We start from the raw sequence: 18,581 nt of genomic DNA on the forward strand, positions 1-18,581 counted from the left end.
CGCGGCCGTTGCGGCTTGATTGACGCCAGCAGATAGAGGACCATCGCGTTTCACCGCTCACACCAGAATGGGCGAGGAAACGCAGATATGGACGGAACTGTGGGAATTGGCCTCGTCGAGCGGGCGCGGGCCATCGCGCCGCTGATTGCTGACGAGGCAGACGAGATCGAGCGGACGCGGCGGCTGACGCCTGATGTCGTGGGCGCTCTGATCGAGAACGGGCTCTACCGCGCGCTGCTGCCGCAGAGCCTGGGCGGCTCGGAAGCGCCGCCCGAGATTTTCATGCAGATGCTGGAGGAGATCGCGAAGGTCGATGCGTCCACGGCCTGGTGTCTCGGCCAATGCAGCGTCTGCGCGATGATCGCAGCCGCACTCGACCACGACAGTGCGCACGAGATCTTCAACACCGCCCCCGGCATCCTCGCCTGGGGCGCGGTGGCACACGAGGCGCGCGCGGTCGATGGCGGTTACCGCGTTACGGGCCGATGGGATTTTGCCTCGGGCTCGCGACAGGCGACCTGGCTCGGCGCGCATGTCCGCATCATCGATGCCGACGGCACGCCGCGCAAGAATGCCGATGGGTCGCCGGAGATGCGCACCATGCTGTTCCCGCTTTCGCATGCCGTCATGCACGACGTCTGGCAGACGATCGGGCTCGCCGGCACCGGCACCGATTCCTATGAGGTGCACGACCTCTTCGTCCCCGATCGCTTTGCCGCGTTTCGCGACGTGCCGAGTGCCCTGCGCGAGCCGGGCCCACTCTATCGGCTTCCGACCGGTTCGACCTTCAGCCTCGGCTTTGCGTCGGTCTCGCTTGGCGTCGCGCGCGCGACGCTGGATGCGGCGATCGCACTGGCGCGCGCCAAGCATCAGTCGCTGGCGGCCAGCGCAATGCGCGACAACCAGGCGGTCCAGGGCTTGATCGGGCGCACCGAGGGCGATCTGCGCGCCGCGCGCGCCTATCTCTACGGAACGGCCCATGCGATGTGGCGCGACCTCTCGGTATCTGGCGTCTTCAGCCCGGCGCATCGCAGCGCCGTCCGTCTCGCCGCGACCTGGACCATCCAGCAATCGGCCAGGGTGGTCGACACCGCCTACCGCATGGCCGGCGCCACCGCCGTGTTCCGCAGCAATCCGTTCGAGCGACGGTTTCGCGACATGCACGCGATTGCCCAGCAGATCCAGGCGCGCGACACGCATTTTGAGGATGTCGGCAAGGCGATCCTGTCGGAAGGCCGCTGATCGGGCCGCGCTGCCTCGTCAAACGATCGGTCGCGAGGGGCTGAAAATGCTTGATTTAAATCAAGCCCGCCGCAGCGGCGCCATCCCCGAATAGGCTGTCGACGGCCGCGCAGAAGCGCTGCCGAACAGCACGGAGATGATCATGAGGTCCTCGAGTACTCTGCGTACTGCCATTCTCGCCGCTGCCGGTGCCCTGCTTGTCACCAGCGCCCAGGCCGGGCCGATGCCGACGTCAGTGGCGACGATGAAATCGATGATCGATCCCGCCACCACCGAAGTGCGCTGGGGCTACGGCTACCGCGGCGGCTACGGCTATCGCGGCGTCGGTTTGGGCTATCGAGGCGGCTATGGCTATCGTGGAGGCTATGGCTATCGCGGCGGTCTGGCCTATCGCGGCTACGGCTACCGTGGCTATGGCTATCGCGGTTACGGCTATCGCGGCCTGGGTTACGGCGTCGCAGGCGCCGTGGTCGGCGCCGGGATCGCGAGCGCCTATTACGGAGGCTATGGCGGCTATTACGGCGGCGGCTATCCCGCCTACGGCTATCCGTCCACATCGTATTACGGTTACGGCGGCGGCTATGGCTATGACTATTGCGCGCCCTCTGGTGCCTACGCCGGCTACTAGACTCCAATCTATCCAGGGTGACACGACCGGCGCGGCGGCCTCGCTGCGCCGAAATGCCCGGCTCATTGCTCGCTTCCCGCAGCTGCACTACGATGGCGGAAACCAACTTCGGCCATCGGGACGGATGTCGGACTTCACAGACGGTCAGGATCGCAACCTGTTCTGGCAACAGATGCTGTCCGGCGAGCATCCCGCACTGCGCCGTGGCCGCAAGGTGATGCGCGCGCTGTCGCCCACGGCGAACGATCGCTGCCGGCTCTGCTGCGTCGGTTTCGACGGCTTCACCGCGCCGGCGTTGCGCCTGGCGGGCTTTCGGCCATGGCGGCGCAATCCGCATTTTTGCGAGCAGTGCGAGGCGGTGCTGGCGAAAGAGCGCGGCGGCGCCGAGATCGACATCGGCATGCTCTATGCCGACGTGCGGGGATCGACCCAGCTCGCCGCGCGCCTGGGCCCGGCCGCCTTTGCCGCGCTGATGCAGCGCTTTTTCCAGATCGCGACGGATGTGCTCAACAAGAGCGACGCCGTGGTCGACAAGATGGTCGGCGACGAGGTAATCGGGATCTATCTGCCGGGCTTCTGCGGCAGCGACTATCGCCGGCACGCGATCAAGGCCGCTCTCGCTCTGCTGCGCGCAACCGGACACGACGATCCCGCCGGCCCGTGGCTCTCCATCGGCGTCGGCGTGCATGCGGGAAGGACCTTCGTCGGCTCCATCGGCGTCGAGGACGGCAATTATCAGTTTGCCGCGCTTGGGGATCCCATGAATTTCTGCGCGCGGCTCGTCGCCGCGGCCAAGGGCGGCGAAGCAGTGATCAGTGCGGCCGTCTGGGAAGGCGCGCCGGCCAATATGTCCGCCGAGCAGCGCAGCCTGACACTCAAAGGCTACGACGCCCCCGTCGATGCCTATGTCGCGACGGTTTCCGGTCAACCCAATCGGGCTCTCCGTTAGGGAACGCGGCCGGGTCATACACCGCATCGTTCAGTGACCCTGAGGTGGCATTGGGGTATAAGCACGTTCGCATGAGTCCCCGCCGCATCATCCCTCTCCTGCTTGTCATGACACTCCTGGCCGCCGGCGACGCGCTGGCCCAGGACAAAGGCAGCGTGAACCCAAAACCGTTGCCGCCGCTCGCCCATCCGAACGATCCCAAGATCGGCGCCAAGGAACTTTTCGCGCGCAAGCTGTTGCCCTCGACCGGGCCGGCGCATGTCATCGGCTCCTATGTGAAGGGCTGCATCGGCGGCGCCCAGCAGATGCCGCTCAACGGCGACACCTGGCAGGTGATGCGGCTGTCGCGCAACCGCAATTGGGGCCACCCCGACATGATCGCGCTGATCAAGCGCCTGGCTGCCAAGGCGCACAAGGATGCGGGATGGCCGGGCATTCTGGTCGGCGATATCGGCCAACCGCGCGGCGGGCCCGCCTTGTCCGGCCATGCCAGCCATCAGATCGGATTGGACGCCGACATCTGGCTGACGCCGATGCCGGACCATCGGCTCTCGCGCGAGGAGCGCGAGGAGATGTCGGCGGTGATGATGGTGCGCGACGACCGGCTCGACATCGATCCCCGCGTCTTCACGCCGAGCCATGTGCTGGTGCTGCGCGACGCCGCGCAGGAGCCGGCGGTGCAGCGCATCTTCGTCAATCCCGCGATCAAGAAGGCGCTGTGCCGCGAGGCCAAGGGCGACCGCTCCTGGCTGTCGAAGATCCGGCCGTGGTGGGGCCACGACTATCATTTCCATATCCGCATGCGTTGCCCGGCGGGATCAGGCGAATGCCAGGGCCAGCCGTCCCAATCCGGGGACGAAGGCTGCAAGCCCTCCGATTTCGCCTATTGGTTCAGCGAGGGCGTGCTGCATCCCAAGCCGCCGCCGCAGCCGCCGAAGCCGAAACCGCCGATGACGCTGGCGCAGATGCCCGCGGCCTGCAAAGCCGTGCTGCACGCGGCGGACGCCAAGCCGTAGCGGATGTGAGCACACACGGACACCAAGCCACCGGGGTCGTCCCCGGCTCGCGCCACGCGCGCCGCGGGATGACGAACTAGTTGGTTGGTTCGTCCACATCAAATGCGCTAACATCGCCTTGGCCGCGCGGCCGTAAGTCCGCGGCATTCCGGGATGCGCATCCCGCCTCCAACGAAACCTGGCTGCAAGCCCGCGGCTATCGCGTGGCCAACGATGAGATTTGACATGCGCATCCCCGCTCTCCTTGCCGTGCTCTCGATCAGTGCGACCTCCGCTTTCGCCGCGGAGGAGCCGAGCGGCTGCGACAAGTTCAAATGGCCGATCGAGCGCGACCGCGCCGCGCTGACCGCGCCTGATCGCGCCAAGCTCGCCTCGGGGGCCGAGCAGGCCGCGGTGCCGTCATCGGCGATCATGCTGGGGCTGGTCGCGCCTCAGGAGGCAAAACTGCCCTCGCCGCCCGAGCGCGCACCGAAGGACGGCACTTTTGCCGGCTTCACCAGCATCAAGGCCGCGAAGGCCGGGCTCTACACCGTCAGCCTGTCCTCGGGCGCCTGGGTCGATCTGGTCCAGGACGGGCATTTCCTCAAGCCCGTGGCCTTCAGCGGCGCCACCGATTGCGACGGCATCCGCAAGACCATGAAATACGAGCTCTCGGACAAGCCCTTCGTGCTTCAGGTCAGTGGCGCCAGGGACAATTCGCTCTCGATTTCGATCCTGCCGGCGCAATAAACCCATCACTTTAGACAAAGGGTCGCCTTTGACCTGAGGGCTCAGCCTGCTATCTTCGCCCCTGCGATATCCTCGCCGGCCGTAAGCCGTTGCGGGGACACGTGGAACAGCGCTTCCGCCCGTCGCCCAACCCACCCAACGCCAGATTTGCGCGTGCGTTTGCGCGCGCGGGCTCGCACGGAGCGCCATTCATGTATCGACTTGCCGGACTTTTCACTGCCTTCGTCATGCTCGCAGGCACGACACTCTCGCCTGCCAGCGCCGAGGACAAGACCATTACCGTCTTCGCTGCCGCCTCGATGAAGAATGCGCTCGACGAGGTCGACGCTGCCTACACCGCCAAGACAGGCGTCAAGATCACGGCAAGCTACGCAGCAAGCTCGGCTCTGGCAAAGCAGATTGAGCAGGGCGCGCCGGCGGACGTGTTCGTTTCTGCAGACACCGACTGGATGGACTATGCGCTGTCCAAGAAGACCATCAACGAGCCGACCCGCGTGAACCTGCTCGGCAACAGCATCGTGCTGATCGCACCGAAGGATTCGAAGATCGACAACGTCACCATCGCGCAAGGCTTCGACCTCGCAAAGCTCGCCGGCGACGGCAAGATCGCCACCGGCGACGTCAAGTCGGTGCCGGTCGGCAAATACGCCAAGGCTGCGCTGGAGAAGCTCGGCGCCTGGCAGGCCGCGGAGCCGAAGTTCGCGATGGCCGAGAGCGTGCGCGCCGCGCTGACGCTGGTGGCGCGTGGCGAAGCGGCGCTCGGCATCGTCTATTCCACCGACGCCAAGGTCGAGCCCGGCGTGAAGATCGTCGGCACCTTCCCGGCGGAATCGCACCCCGCGATCATCTATCCCGTGGCGGCGACCACGACGGCGAAGCCCGAGACCAACGCCTATCTCGCCTTCCTGCGCTCGACGGCGGCAAAGACCATCCTGGAGAAATACGGCTTCAAATTCCTGGTCAGCCCCACAACGTAATCTTTGCAACCTGATTTTCGTGCTCGACATCTCTCCTGCCGAATGGACGGCGATCCTGCTCTCGCTCAGGGTCGCCGTCATCGCGACATTGGTGGCAACGCCGTTCGGCATTGCGCTGGCGTGGCTGCTCGCCCGCAAGGATTTCTGGGGCAAGTCGGTGCTCGATGCCGTCGTGCATCTGCCGCTGGTGCTGCCGCCTGTTGTCACCGGCTATCTCCTGCTTCTGACGTTCGGCCGCCGCGGCCTCGTCGGCGCGTTCCTCGCCGATCATCTCGGCATCGTCTTCGCCTTCCGCTGGACTGGCGCTGCGCTCGCCTGCGGCGTGATGTCGTTTCCGCTGCTGGTACGCCCGATGCGGCTGTCGATCGAGGCGATCGACCGCCGGCTCGAACAGGCCGCCGAGACGCTCGGTGCCGCCCCTTTCAAGGTGTTCTTCACGGTGACGCTGCCGCTGGCTCTGCCCGGCGTGCTCGCCGGCATGGTGCTCGGCTTTGCCAAGGCAATCGGCGAGTTCGGCGCGACCATCACCTTCGTCTCCAATATTCCGGGCGAGACCCAGACGATTTCCTCGGCGATCTATTCGCTGATCCAGACGCCTGATGGCGACGCTGCCGCGGGACGGCTCGTGATCGTCTCGGTTGTGCTCGCACTCGGTGCGTTGATCGCCGCCGAATGGTTCGCCCGCCGCGCCACGCAGCGCCTGCACGGAAACTGACCATGCTGCGCGTCGATGTCGAAAAACAACTCGGTGAATTCTCGCTCTCGGCGTCATTCTCGAGCGAAGGCCGCGTCACCGGCCTGTTCGGCGCTTCCGGGGCCGGCAAAAGCTCGTTGATCAACATGATCGCGGGCCTTCTGCTGCCCGATCGCGGCACCATCGTCATCGACGGCGAGACCGTCGACAACACCGCGGCTGGCCTTCATGTGCCGACCTATCGCCGTCGCATCGGCTACGTCTTCCAGGACGCACGGCTGTTTCCGCATCTCAACGTCGCGCAAAATCTCGACTATGGACGGCGGATGAACCGCCTCGCGGCCGATCCGGCGCAACGCACCCGCGTCGTCGAGCTGCTCGACATCGGCGCGCTTCTGGATCGCCGTCCCGGAAAGCTCTCCGGCGGCGAACGCCAGCGCGTCGCGCTCGGCCGCGCGCTGCTGTCGAAGCCGCGTTTGCTGCTGCTCGACGAGCCGCTCGGCGCGCTCGACGAGGCCCGCAAGCTCGAGATCCTGCCTTATCTGGTGCGGCTGCGGGACGAGGCCAATATCCCAATGGTCTATGTCAGCCACGACGTTGCCGAACTGCGCCAGCTCGCGACCCAGATCGTGATGCTCAGGCAGGGCCGCGTGACGTCGTTCGGCGGGGTGAAGGTGCTGACGTAAGCGAGGCGGATCGCGCTTTGCACGATCCGCCTCGCCCTGCATCTACCAGCTGCGATCGACGTTCCGCACGTCGCCGCTCCGGGCGTCGACGTCGACCTCCATCCAGCGACCGCGACTGTCGCGGCCCTCGATCTGCCATTCGTCGCCGGCGAATTCGGTGTGCGAAATGGTCATGACGCCGATGTCGGTCGCAACATCGAGCGCGGCCTGCATCGAGACCTGATCGCCCGTGTCATAGGCCATCGCCGGTGCCGCTGCTCCCAGACCGATTGCGACGATGGCGGGCAGGATGAGTTTACGCATGGGTTGCTCCTGTCAGATGCGTTGACCGTTACGCGGCTAAGAACTGACAACGCCGCAGAGCGTTCCGGAACCGGACCTCACGAAGCCGCGCAAATCTTTGGCGGTTGCGGCGATTTGGTGGCAGTTGTCGGGCGGTCGATGTTCCACAACACCGTCATTGCGGGCGCAGCGCGCTAGACGCCCGCCACGGAGGTCCAGAGCTCTGCGAGCTTGCGCCGCAGCGCCTGACTGCGGGTCAGCGGTGCGGGAGTCTCGTCCTCTTCCGGCAGGCGCAGGCCGACGACGTTGACGCGGCCACCGGAAATGCTGCGCGCGACCAGCACGATCGAATCCAAAGCGAGCTCGGCGCCTTCCTTCGGCGCGCGATCGAGATGGACATCGAAATAATCGGCGAGCGTCAGCTTGCCATCATCCTCGCCGACCTTCACGCCGTAGATCTCGGCAAGCTCGGCCAGCGTGTGCTCGCCTGAGACCATGAAGTCGCCGAGCAGATGCGGGTCGGGCGCCGTGCTCGGCTGCATGTCGACGAAGAAGCGGTCGAGCGCCTCGGCCTTTTCCGGCGGCGCCAACAGATAGATGTAGTCGCCGGGCGCAATCGGCTCGGCTTCGACAGGCGTCAAAATGCTCTCTTTGCGGATCACCAGCGTCGGCTTGGACCAGGACGGGATCAGCCCGCGGCGGAAATAAAGACTCTTCGGCCGCACCGGATAGCCGACCAGTTGCTGCTCGAGCTGGCCGGGCAGATCCAGCTCGACACGGCGCGGCCCGCGCTCGGCGCGCGGCAGCGCCACGTGCAGCTTGCGCGCGGCGGGCGCCAGCGTCCAGCCTTGCAGCAGCAGCGAGATGATGACGACGACGAAGGCGACGTCGAAATAGAGATAGGCTTTCGACAGGCCGACCAGCATCGGGATCGAGGCCAGGAAGATCGCGACCGCGCCGCGCAGGCCGGTCCAGGCGATGAAGATCTTTTCCCGCCAGTTGAAGCGGAATGGTGCGAGACACACGAACACCGCGATCGGTCGCGCCACCAGCATCAGGACGAAGGCGACGCCGACCGCGGGCAGCACGCTGGAACCGAGCCGGATCGGAGACACCAGGAGACCGAGCAGCACGAACATCACGATCTGCGCCAGCCAGGTCGCGGCATCCAGGAACGCCACCACTGAATTATGCGCGCGCGTCGGCCGGTTGCCGATGATGATGCCGGCGAGATAGACGGCGAGGAAGCCGGAGGCGTGCATGATCTGCGAGCCGCCGAATATGACCAGCGCGGCCGTGGTCACGAACGGCGCGTGCAGGCCTTGCGGCAGCGCCACCCTGTTCAGCCCGATGACGACGAGACGTCCGCCGATCACGCCGATGACAGCGCCGAGCACCGCCTCCTGGACGAATTCCATCACCACATGGCCGGGCGAACTCGAACCCAGCGAGATGTATTCCACCAGCATCAAGGTGAGGAAGATCGCGAAGGGATCGTTGGTGCCGGATTCGGCTTCCAGCGTCGCGCCGACGCGCGGGCGCAGGCGCAGACCCTGGGTGTGCACCAGCAGGAACACGGCGGCTGCGTCGGTCGAGGCGACGACCGCGCCGACCAGCAGCGACTCCGCCCAGTTGAGATCGAGGGCGAATTTGGCGAACGGCGCCGTGATCAGCGCGGTCAGGAGCACGCCGACGGTCGCGAGCACCAATGAGGGCGCGAGCACGGTGCGGATGCTGGCAAAACGCGTCTTCAACCCGCCGTCGAACAGGATCAGGGCGAGCGCCACCGAGCCGACCAGATAGGTGGTGCCGACGTCGTTGAACTGGAGCTGGCCGGGGCCGGAATCGCCGGCGAGCATGCCGATGACAAGGAAGACCAGCAGCAACGGCGCACCGAAGCGCAGCGCGAGCAGGCTCGAGAGGATACCGGCCATGACGAGGACGGCGCCGAGCAGAATGGCAATGCTGAAAGAGTCGAGGGAAGCCATCCACCTTCCGGGTACAAATCGCTGGAATTGCATCCTTATCGTCGCCGCCCCGGCGCGCCAACCCATTTTCGCCCACTCGCGGCAATCTGCCCGTATTTTGCGGCCTTAACGCGCTTCACTTCGCGGTGTATCGATGGCCCGGCCGCGTCGTTTGTGGGATTCTGCGGCGAATTCGAATCAAGTCCTCCCGCCTGCTTCCCGACGAGATTTTGCCCGATGGACCTCAAAGACTTCATGGAGTTCGTGCAGACCACCGCGCGCAGCGTCGGGGCGGAAATCTCCTCGCCCTGGTTCTACCTGCAATTCGGGCTGATCCTGGCGGCGGCCGGGATCGCCTATGCTGCGGAAGCCACCATTCGCAACCGGGTCGACATGAACTCGCTCGCCATGCGCTGGCCGATGCCGCTTCGCCGCTTCGCCCATGTGATGGCCGCCAGCGCCTCGACGGCCGTGTTCACCCTGCTCGTGATCGTCTCGCGCGTGGTGATGTATCACGCGACCTGGCCGAGCCGCAGCTATCTCCTGATGGTCGCCGCCAAGCTCGGGCTCGCCTGGCTTGCGATCCGGCTCGTGACCTCGGTGTTGCGCAACGCCTTCATCGTCAAGCTGGTGTCGGTTGCGGCCTGGTTATTTGCCGCACTGTCGATCCTCGGCGAGCTCGACACCACGGTCGACCTGCTCGATTCCTACGCGATTGTGCTCGGGGGCTTGCGGCTGTCACCGCTGCTGGTGATCAAGGCCGGTGCGCTTCTGATCATTGCGCTCTGGCTCACCAACATTGCCAGCAATTTCGCCGAGAGCAAGATCAACTCGACGACCGATCTGACGCCGTCGGTCCAGGTGCTGCTGATCAAGATCATCCGCATCGGGCTGCTTGCGGTCGCCATCGTGATCGCGCTCGGCGCTGTCGGCATCGACCTCTCGGCGCTTGCGGTGTTCTCCGGCGCGGTCGGCGTCGGTATCGGCATCGGCCTGCAGAAGATCGTCGCCAACTTCATCTCCGGCATCATCCTGCTCGCCGACAAATCGGTGAAGCCGGGCGACCTCGTCACCATCGGCGACAATACCGGGCGCATCAGCGCGATGAAGACGCGCTATATTTCCGTTGCCGCCGGCGACGGCCGCGAATTCCTGGTGCCGAACGAGGATCTGGTGACGCAGAAGGTCGTCAACTGGACCTACACCGACAAGAACACGCTGGTGAAGATCACCTTCGGCACCAATTACGACGCCGATCCGAAGCTGGTCTGCAGGCTCGCGATCGAAACCGCCTCGGCCCATCCGCGCGCACAGAAAGGCAAGCCGCCGAACTGCCTGCTGACCGAGTTCGCGGAGGCCGGCATGAAGTTCTCGCTGACGCTCTGGCTTGCGGACCCCGACGGCATGGATGCCGTCAAGAGCGACGTGATGCTGGCGCTGTGGGACGCCTTCAAGCGCGAGGGCATCCGGGTTCCCTACCCGGTCCGGGAAATCCGCGTCCGCGGCGGCGCGTTGCCGGTCGAAACCACCGTAGAAGTCCCGAATTGAGACCGCTTTCGGGCGCATGGCGGGTAGGCGAAGCTTGCGCGAGGGCCCGCAATCATTAAATTGAAGCCTGAATTCAAGCCCTTCCGCACCCGCCTTAGCCCCAGAAGACCAGAGAAGCATGAGCTACGTCGAAGCCACCGATACCTCCCTGCGCAAGACCGGACAGATCAAGCTGCACGGGCCGAGTGCCTTTGCCGGCATGCGCAAGGCGGGTGCTTTGGTAGCAAAGTGCCTCGACGAGCTCACCGACATCGTCGGCCCCGGCGTGCCGACCGACCGCATCGACGAATTCGTCCGCGACTTCGCCTTCAGCCACGGCGCCTATCCGGCGACGCTGATGTATCGCGGCTATCGCTACTCGACCTGCACCTCGCTCAATCACGTGGTCTGCCACGGCATGCCCGGCGACCGTCCGCTGAAGGACGGCGACATCGTCAACATCGACGTCACCTTTATCGTCGACGGCTGGTACGGCGATTCCAGCCGGATGTATGCGGTCGGCCCGATTGCGCGCAAGGCCGAACGGCTGATCGAAGTGACCTATGAGGCGATGATGCGCGGCATCGCCGCGGTGAAGCCCGGCGCCACCACCGGCGACATCGGCCACGCCATCCAGAGTTTCGTCGAGCCGCAGGGCATGAGCGTGGTGCGGGATTTCTGCGGCCATGGCCTCGGCCGCATGTTCCACGACGAGCCGAACATCATCCATATCGGCCGGCCCGGCGAAGGCGTGCAGCTCAAGCCCGGCATGTTCTTCACCATCGAGCCGATGATCAATCTCGGCAAACCGCATGTGAAGATCCTGTCCGACGGCTGGACCGCCGTGACCCGCGATCGCTCGCTGTCGGCGCAGTTCGAGCATTCCGTCGGCGTCACCGCCACCGGCGTCGAGATCTTTACGCTGTCGGAGCGCCACGGCGAGAAGCAGATCGGCTGATCTGCTTCCGCGCCGGTCAGTCCAGCGTGAACAATTCCGCGCCCTCGATCGCGTAGTGCGCGAACAGAAAATCCCTGATGTTGACGATGCTGCCGTTCTCCCAATCGAGGAGGACGAAGTAGCGCGGCGGGCCTGACGGGTCCTGCGGATCGAACATGATGATCGCAGGCCGCCGGTCGACGAAGCCCGGGACGCAATGCCAGGGGCTGGTCTGCGCATAACGCCCGAAATACTCCCCGACGTCGTGACGGCCGGTCCTGCGAATCCGGTTGACCATCTCCAGCCGCACGTCGGCGGCCAGCATGTCGCGCAAGGAGTCGAAATCGCGCGCATTGAAGCGCTCGACATAGTGCATCAGGCGCGCGCGTTCGGTCGTCTCCAGCTCGGGAGGCCTGGCGTCATCGGGCTCCTCCGCGAGCTCGCGGAGGCGGACGCGGCCGCGTTGCAGCGCGCCCTTTGTAGCCGCCACGCTGCCGCCCATGATCGCGCAGACTTCGTCGACGGAATAGCCGAGCACGTCGCGCAGGATCACGGCGCCTCGCTGCGCCACCGGAAGCCTCATGAAGGTCCCGAGGCTCGCGGTGACGATCTCTCGTTCTGTCACGGGACTGGTCGGGGCAGCCATCATGTCGAGATCTTCATCGGAATGAGCAGCGTTGTAGCGGACACGCCGGCGCAAGAAATCCAGCGCGGCATTGTGGGCGATGCGAAACAGCCAGCCTTCCGGATTGTCCAGCGGCCCGGTTCGCGGCGCGGCCTCGATGGCCTTGAGCAGTGCCTCCTGAAGCACGTCCTCGCCATCGATGACCGAGCCGGTCATCCGCGCGCAGTATCGATGCAGCTGCGGCCGCATTTCCACCGCAAGACGCTCGAGAGCCTGTTGGGCGGTCTGCTGGACCGCCCCCGCGCTGTTGTTCGTCGTATCGTCTGCCAAGCAGGATCTCCCCGTCATCGATCAGCGGGATACGTCAACCGGGAGGGAGGCGCCATCAGCCAAAGGTCAGGCATGATTGACCTCGACGACCTCGCACAGGATCGTCTCGGCCTTTGCGATCGCGGCAAGGCGCTGGATGTACGGTGCGAATTTCGGGTCCTTGCGGAAGTTCTCGATATCTCCAGCGCTTCGCCATTGCGAGTAGTTGATGGCGCGGCCGCCCTCCTTGCTGGCATGGACGCTGGACGAGATGAAGCCGGGCTGCTTGCTGAAGAAGGCGTCGGCGCCCTCCTTCAAGAGCTGGACCAGCTTTTGCTGGTTGTCGGGCTCGACCGTGAAGACATTGACGAGGGTGGTGACATCGCTGCCGGCGCGGATGGTGGCTTCCATGTTCGAACTCCTGGTCTGGCTGTAGGACGGGACGATTTGAGCGGCAAGCAGGGCGCCGGCACTGACGCCGGTAGCGACGACCGCACGACGCGAAGGCGTGGATTTGATCCCTGACATCGATGTTCCCCTTTGAACTCTGCTGGCCGCTCATTGAGGCCCTCAGCTCAGAGACGAACGCGGCGGTGAAAAGGAAACGGTAGGCCACGAATATTTTTCGTCCGGCCGCCCGCCCCTGGACGGCGCCGAACGTTCGGATTCGCTCGGCGTCACCGTCCCGGTGGAGGTGGCGATCGGGCGCAGGCCCGCTCAGCCGCCCCGCGGCATGGGCCGACCGCAATTGACGGTTGCAAATGCGATGATCCGCGGCAATGCTGGTGGGCGATGCCCGCCAAGCCCGACGCCGACGACAGCAAGCCAGAGGACACGCCGCATTATCTCGGCCATCGTGAGCGGCTGCGCGAACGCTTCTACAGCGCCGGCGCGGATGCGCTCAGCGACTACGAACTGCTCGAGATGGCGCTGTTTCCGGCGCTGCCGCGGCGCGATACCAAGCCGCTGGCGAAGACGCTGATCAAGACCTTCGGCTCGTTCGCCGAGGTGATCCACGCGCCGGTCGCGCGCTTGCGCGACGTCGACGGCGTCGGCGACGCGGCGGTCAACCAGCTCAAGCTCATCGCAGCGGCCGCGCACCGCGTCGCCAGGGGCGAGGTCAACAGCCGCAACGCGCTGTCGTCCTGGAACGAGGTGATCGCCTATTGCCGCACCAGCATGGCCTTCGCCGACAAGGAGCAGTTTCGGTTGCTCTTCCTCGACAAGCGCAACCAGCTCATCGCCGACGAGGTGCAGCAGACCGGCACCGTCGACCACACGCCGGTCTATCCGCGCGAGGTGATCAAGCGCGCGCTGGAATTGTCAGCGACAGCGTTGATCCTGGTGCACAACCATCCGAGCGGCGATCCCTCGCCCTCGCAAGCCGACATCCAGATGACGAAAGCGATCATCGACATCGCCAAGCCGCTGGGGATTGCCGTGCATGACCACATCATTGTCGGCAAAAGCGGACATGCGAGCCTGCGCGGCATGCGACTGATCTGAAGGCCCGCCAGCCGCGCCAGCGCCGAATGACAAGTCAGTAGCAGTATCGCGGATCGACCGGCACGTAACGGCCGTCGCGGCGCTGCATGTAGCAGCCGCGCTGATAGGCGTAATAGCCGGAGCGGCGGCGCTCGCCTTCGGCAGCGATCGCCGCCCCGGTGCCGGCGCCGACGACCGCACCGATGGCCGCACCGCGGCCGCCGCCAAGCGCGCCACCCAGGATCGCTCCGCCCACGCCACCGATGATGGCGCCGCCGACCGCGTCCTGCGCCATCGCCTCATGGACCGGGACGGCCATCGCAACCGAGAAACATGCCGCAATTCCAAGGCGTCGAAGCATCCCGAATCCTCCCCATATGATCGGGCCTGTCATAGCCTTTGAAGCGATTCCGGGCCAGAACATTCGCCTGCATCCGACGCGTCCCAGACCCTTGCGCCAACGGGCCAGCCAGTCACGACACATGAGGGTAACGATTGGTCCGCCTCAGATCGAGGGGCCTTTGTCCAGGCGAAAGCCGATCGCCTCCGGCATCTGCCTGAATGCCTCGGGCACCCTGTCCGCGATTACGGATCGACCCAGCGCTGCACGGCTTCGGCAGTGTCGGCGGGCGTCGTGTTGAAACAGATCGCAGCCTGAGGCGCCAGGTGGTGGATGAGGTTGAGCACCTTCTCGAACAACAATAGCCGCTCCTTGGGCTCGCGCAGGCCGGCACCGATGACGATGCAGTCGAAGCGCTCGTCCCGCAGCGCCGCCGTCACGGCAGCTTCGGCGGCCACATCGAGATCGATCAGGCAGCTCGTGACCTCGTAGCCGAGACCGCGCAGACGCAGGAGCTGCGCTTCGATGTAGTTGCGCACAAGCGCCGGCGTGAGCTGCGGAAACGCGCTGTAGTCCGCATTGCCGGGTTCGATACCGATCGCAAGGACACGCTTGGCCATGCAGGACTCCTGAGCCGGACCGTGTCTATGGCCAACGGGCTGGCAAGCGGCCGGTTCCCGGATCACGTGTGGTGGCCGCGCACTCGCGCGTGCCTCGATCCGATATTGCGTCCTTTGACCGCAATCTTTCGCGTTGCACGTGTAAGCCATTTCACATGCATATGGGCGGCGACCTGCCACATTTGCCGAACCACGCCCAGCGCCCTTGCCCGCCGATGGCGGCATGCGGCTCACGCCTGATTTGCACAACGAACCGATAATTTTATCAATTCGCGGGAGCGGGAGATGGTGTCATACGAGAGTTTGAAGAGTGGATATGAGAAGAGCTGGGACAATCTCCAGATCAGACCAGCACGCCTTGGCGAGGCCAACGCAACAGCGCGCAAGGCCATCAAAGGCAAGGAGACTTACCAGCAGATCGAACGGCTGACCGGCGTGCCCTGGTATTTCGTCGCGCTCTGCCACTATCGCGAATCCAATTTCGATTTCGACACCTATCTTGGCAATGGCGAGTCTCTTCATCGCGTCACAAGTCTCGTCCCGAAAGGGCGCGGCCCGTTTACCTCGTTCGTCGACGGCGCCGTGGACGCACTGAGGATCCAGAACTTCGTCGGCACGCAGGACTGGAGCATCGCACGCACCCTGTACCGGCTCGAATGCTTCAACGGCCTCGGCTATCACGCCAAGGGCGTCAACTCGCCCTATCTCTACGGCGGCTCGACGCTCTACGGACCGCCCGAAGCGAGCGCCGGAAAATTCGTCGCGGACCATGTCTTCGACTCAAACCATGTCGATTCCCAGCTCGGCACGGCGGTGATCCTGCACGCGATGATGTCGCTGGACTCCTCCATCAAGATCGGCGACAGCCCGTCGATTGCCCCTCGCTTCGAGCCCGACGAGGACGTGGCATCGTCGGTGCTGCTGATGCAGCAGACGCTCAACAAGCTCGGCGCCAATCCGCCGCTCGACGAAGACGGCATCAGCGGACCGAGGACCAAGGCGGCGGTCTCGCAATTTCAGCAACAGCACGGACTCGGGGACACCGGGCTGCTCGACGGGACCACGATTGCCGCCATCACGCGCGCGGGGGTGCAACCAGTCCAGTCGGCCAATGTCGACCTGTCCAGGATCCTGGGCCGCCTGGAAAACCTCGCGCAGCTTCTCCAACAGGGCGCGGCTCCGACGGGCGCAACGCCGATCGCGATCCCGCCGACAGGGACCTTGCCTGGGGGGCAGTCCAACCAGCTCTCCCAGATCCTGACCCAACTGCAAAGCCTCACGCAGGTCTTGCAGCCGGGCGCGACACCCCCAGTGGGCACAACGCCGGCGGCCAACACGCCAGTCAACGTGCTTGGCCAGCTCCTCTCGCTGATCACCAAGGCAGCGCCCGCCACGCCGGCAACGACAACTCCCGCGCCGACGGATCAGATCAAACAGGTGGTCGACCTGCTCAGCGGCCTGCTCAGCAACAAGCCCGTGCTCGGCCAGGTCAACGGCGCGCTCGGCGAAACCATCGGCAAGATGCTCGACGGCAAGAAGACCGCGCTCGGCATCGGCGGCTCTCTCATCACCGCGCTGCTCTCCGCGGTGACGGCAAGCCCCAATGCAGGCGGCCTTGCCGGACTGTTCGGAACGATCGCATCGGCAGTGCCGGGCCTGAGCCAGTTCGCGATGCCGATATCGCTGGCGCTCACGGCGTGGGGCGTGCTCGGCAAGATGGAGAAATGGGCGCAGGGCACCGCGCCGCCGCCCAAGCCCACGACTTAGCGAGGCTCACCGCTGAGCGCGGCGGCGCGGCGTTGCATCAGCGCGCGTTCGCGCCCGTTGGTCGCAAGATGCGCGGCGGCTTCGAACGCCTGCCGCGCCTCCGCGAGCCGCCCGAGCTTTTGCAGCAAGTCACCACGAACCGCCGGCAGATGATGATAGGCGCTCAATGCCGGCGCACCGGCGACCGCCTCCAGCACGTCGAGTCCGGCTTGCGGCCCTTCGGCCATGCCGACCGCGACCGCGCGATTGAGCTCGATGACCGGCGAGCGCACCAGCTGCGCCAGTTCGGCATAAAGCTGTGCGATACGCTGCCAGTTGGTCACTCCGGCGGTCTCCGCTCTGGCATGACACGCCGCGATCGCGGCCTGAAGCGCGTAAAATCCTCCTGCACCGCCGAGCTCGCCGGCGCGTTCGAGCGAGCGCAGGCCGCGGCGGATCTGCAGCCAATCCCAGAGCGTGCGATCCTGGTCCATCAGCAGAATCGGATCGCCATTGGCGTCGGTGCGCGCACGAGCCCGCGAGCCATTCAAATCCATGAGGGCGACGAGGCCGTGAACCTCGGGCTCGTCCGGCGCCAGGCCCGCAAGCACGCGGCCGATGCGGAGCGCCTCGTCGCAAAGCTGCGGCCGCAGCCACTCCTCACCGCGCGCCGCGAGATAGCCCTCGTTGAAGATGAGGTAGACGACCTCCAGCACCGAGGCGAGACGCTCCGACAGAGCCTCACCGCCCGGCGTCTCATAAGCGAGGCCCGAATTCGACAGCGCGCGCTTGGCGCGGACGATGCGCTGGGAGATGGTGGCTTCAGGTACGAGATAAGCGCGGGCGATCTCCGACGTCGTCAGGCCGCAGATCATGCGCAGTGCCAGCGCCACGCGGGCCTCGCGCGACAGGATACGATGACAGGCGGTGAAGATCAGCCGCAGCAATTCATCGCCGATGTCGTCGTCGAGCGCGGCATCGAAATCCGGCACGCTCTCCTGCTCCTGCAACATGTCCCGCGCCAGCATGTCGTGCTTGTCTGCCAGCATCTTGCCGCGGCGCAGATGATCGAGCGCCCGGCGCCTGGCCGTCGTCATGAGCCAGGCGCCGGGATTGTCGGGGACGCCGATGCTGGGCCAGGCTTCCAGCGCCGCCACCAGCGCATCCTGGGTCAGTTCTTCCGCCAGCGGCACGTCGCGCAGCATCCGCGACAGCGTCGCGATCAGCCGCGGCTGCACGACGCGCCAGGTTGCGTGAATCGCGGCACGGATCGTCTGATCGATGTCGGCGGCCGTCATCGCCGCCGACCGTGACGAGCGCTGGTGTTCATCAGGCGTGGGCGGCTACGCCCGACTTCGCGTTGACGTCGCAGGCGCCGTCCACGCCTGGTGTCGCGAAGGCCCGTAGCTCGCAGGTGCCGTCCCAGCCCGGCAGATGGTCGAGGTGCAGCTGCATGAATTCCTTGGCCATAGCGAGGGCCTCCGCCTTGTCGCGCAGCTCGAAAATGGCATAGCCGCCGACCACTTCCTTGGCCTCGATGAAGGGACCATCGACGACGCTGAGCTCGCCGTCGATGATCCGCACCCGCGCGCCGGTCGCAAGCGGCATCAGACCGCCATTGTCGATCATCCGGCCGGCCTTGATTTCCCGCTCGGAAATCTTCTGCATGGCCTCCATCAGCGCCGGAGTCGGGCCTCTCATGGGCTGGCTGGAGGTGACGAGGTACATGAAGCGCATGCAAAACTCCTGATAAAGCGAGATACGGCCGGTTCGGCCGCGCGATCAGCTCGCTATAGGGATGACGATCCAGCCGCGGCCGGAT

20 protein-coding genes are annotated in these 18,581 nt (G+C 65.5%); 12 read left to right on the top strand and 8 right to left on the bottom strand.

What is annotated here, in order from left to right; genetic code table 11:
* Nucleotides 1-87: 87 nt before the first annotated feature.
* The 8 genes from JQ631_RS29370 to modC all read left to right on the top strand — a co-directional run bounded on the left by JQ631_RS29370 (nt 88) and on the right by modC (nt 6,921).
* A complete protein-coding gene (locus JQ631_RS29370) occupies nt 88-1,242 on the top strand; it encodes an acyl-CoA dehydrogenase family protein (protein ID WP_212332879.1) in 1,155 nt (384 codons plus the stop codon).
* A gap of 142 nt (nt 1,243-1,384) precedes the next feature.
* Complete coding sequence (locus JQ631_RS29375) at nt 1,385-1,870, top strand: hypothetical protein (protein ID WP_212332886.1); 486 nt, start codon at nt 1,385-1,387, stop codon at nt 1,868-1,870.
* A 124-nt stretch (nt 1,871-1,994) separates the two neighbouring features.
* Nucleotides 1,995-2,819 (top strand): adenylate/guanylate cyclase domain-containing protein, encoded by an 825-nt coding sequence (locus tag JQ631_RS29380; protein ID WP_212332888.1) that lies wholly within the window; start codon nt 1,995-1,997, stop codon nt 2,817-2,819.
* 71 nt (nt 2,820-2,890) lie between these two features.
* The gene (gene mepA / locus JQ631_RS29385) at nt 2,891-3,835 is read left to right on the top strand and encodes a penicillin-insensitive murein endopeptidase (protein ID WP_212332890.1); all 945 of its coding nucleotides are present in this window, start codon (nt 2,891-2,893) and stop codon (nt 3,833-3,835) included.
* A gap of 225 nt (nt 3,836-4,060) precedes the next feature.
* Nucleotides 4,061-4,564: a hypothetical protein gene (locus JQ631_RS29390; RefSeq protein ID WP_212332892.1), complete on the top strand. Its 504-nt coding sequence runs from the start codon at nt 4,061-4,063 to the stop codon at nt 4,562-4,564.
* Between the two features lie 191 nt (nt 4,565-4,755).
* Nucleotides 4,756-5,541, top strand: a complete 786-nt coding sequence (gene modA, locus JQ631_RS29395; protein ID WP_212332894.1) for a molybdate ABC transporter substrate-binding protein — start codon at nt 4,756-4,758, stop codon at nt 5,539-5,541.
* Between the two features lie 19 nt (nt 5,542-5,560).
* A complete protein-coding gene (gene modB, locus JQ631_RS29400; RefSeq protein ID WP_212332896.1) occupies nt 5,561-6,256 on the top strand; it encodes a molybdate ABC transporter permease subunit in 696 nt (231 codons plus the stop codon).
* A 2-nt stretch (nt 6,257-6,258) separates the two neighbouring features.
* Entirely contained in the window at nt 6,259-6,921 is a 663-nt protein-coding gene (modC, locus tag JQ631_RS29405) for a molybdenum ABC transporter ATP-binding protein (protein WP_212332898.1), read from the top strand.
* Between the two features lie 42 nt (nt 6,922-6,963).
* Here the strand turns inward: modC and JQ631_RS29410 are convergent, their stop codons facing one another.
* Both JQ631_RS29410 and JQ631_RS29415 read right to left on the bottom strand, forming a co-directional pair.
* Nucleotides 6,964-7,224 (bottom strand): PepSY domain-containing protein, encoded by a 261-nt coding sequence (locus JQ631_RS29410; RefSeq protein ID WP_212332900.1) that lies wholly within the window; start codon nt 7,222-7,224, stop codon nt 6,964-6,966.
* 173 nt (nt 7,225-7,397) lie between these two features.
* A complete protein-coding gene (locus JQ631_RS29415) occupies nt 7,398-9,191 on the bottom strand; it encodes a potassium/proton antiporter (protein WP_212332903.1) in 1,794 nt (597 codons plus the stop codon).
* 216 nt (nt 9,192-9,407) lie between these two features.
* On the opposite strand from JQ631_RS29415, the gene JQ631_RS29420 reads away from it, so the two are divergent.
* Both JQ631_RS29420 and map read left to right on the top strand, forming a co-directional pair.
* On the top strand, nt 9,408-10,718 hold the full coding sequence (locus JQ631_RS29420; protein ID WP_212332910.1) for a mechanosensitive ion channel family protein: 1,311 nt from the start codon (nt 9,408-9,410) through the stop codon (nt 10,716-10,718).
* A 118-nt stretch (nt 10,719-10,836) separates the two neighbouring features.
* Entirely contained in the window at nt 10,837-11,655 is an 819-nt protein-coding gene (gene map, locus JQ631_RS29425; protein WP_212332911.1) for a type I methionyl aminopeptidase, read from the top strand.
* 16 nt (nt 11,656-11,671) lie between these two features.
* On the opposite strand, the gene JQ631_RS29430 is transcribed toward map, so the two are convergent.
* Together JQ631_RS29430 and JQ631_RS29435 are read right to left on the bottom strand one after the other, a co-directional pair.
* On the bottom strand, nt 11,672-12,589 hold the full coding sequence (locus tag JQ631_RS29430; protein WP_283841832.1) for a sigma-70 family RNA polymerase sigma factor: 918 nt from the start codon (nt 12,587-12,589) through the stop codon (nt 11,672-11,674).
* 66 nt (nt 12,590-12,655) lie between these two features.
* Entirely contained in the window at nt 12,656-13,096 is a 441-nt protein-coding gene (locus JQ631_RS29435) for an antibiotic biosynthesis monooxygenase family protein (protein WP_212332913.1), read from the bottom strand.
* Nucleotides 13,097-13,360: 264 nt separating this feature from the next.
* On the opposite strand from JQ631_RS29435, the gene radC reads away from it, so the two are divergent.
* A complete protein-coding gene (radC, locus tag JQ631_RS29440) occupies nt 13,361-14,074 on the top strand; it encodes a RadC family protein (protein ID WP_212332914.1) in 714 nt (237 codons plus the stop codon).
* Nucleotides 14,075-14,108: 34 nt separating this feature from the next.
* Here radC and JQ631_RS29445 read toward each other — a convergent pair whose 3' ends face one another.
* Entirely contained in the window at nt 14,109-14,414 is a 306-nt protein-coding gene (locus JQ631_RS29445) for a YMGG-like glycine zipper-containing protein (protein ID WP_212332915.1), read from the bottom strand.
* A gap of 224 nt (nt 14,415-14,638) precedes the next feature.
* Nucleotides 14,639-15,013 carry a hypothetical protein gene (locus tag JQ631_RS29450; RefSeq protein WP_212332917.1) on the bottom strand — a complete coding sequence of 125 codons (375 nt, stop codon included), beginning with the start codon at nt 15,011-15,013 and terminating at the stop codon, nt 14,639-14,641.
* A 285-nt stretch (nt 15,014-15,298) separates the two neighbouring features.
* On the opposite strand from JQ631_RS29450, the gene JQ631_RS29455 reads away from it, so the two are divergent.
* The gene (locus JQ631_RS29455; RefSeq protein WP_212332919.1) at nt 15,299-16,780 is read left to right on the top strand and encodes a peptidoglycan-binding protein; all 1,482 of its coding nucleotides are present in this window, start codon (nt 15,299-15,301) and stop codon (nt 16,778-16,780) included.
* Here the strand turns inward: JQ631_RS29455 and JQ631_RS29460 are convergent.
* Together JQ631_RS29460 and JQ631_RS29465 are read right to left on the bottom strand one after the other, a co-directional pair.
* The gene (locus tag JQ631_RS29460) at nt 16,777-18,057 is read right to left on the bottom strand and encodes an RNA polymerase sigma factor (protein WP_212332921.1); all 1,281 of its coding nucleotides are present in this window, start codon (nt 18,055-18,057) and stop codon (nt 16,777-16,779) included. The two genes, JQ631_RS29455 and JQ631_RS29460, sit on opposite strands and share 4 nt — an antisense overlap.
* A gap of 31 nt (nt 18,058-18,088) precedes the next feature.
* A complete protein-coding gene (locus JQ631_RS29465; protein WP_212332923.1) occupies nt 18,089-18,496 on the bottom strand; it encodes a YciI family protein in 408 nt (135 codons plus the stop codon).
* Nucleotides 18,497-18,581: the final 85 nt, after the last annotated feature.

Origin of the sequence: Bradyrhizobium manausense, assembly GCF_018131105.1 — a bacterium.
Taxonomy (GTDB): Bacteria; Pseudomonadota; Alphaproteobacteria; order Rhizobiales; family Xanthobacteraceae; genus Bradyrhizobium; species Bradyrhizobium manausense_B.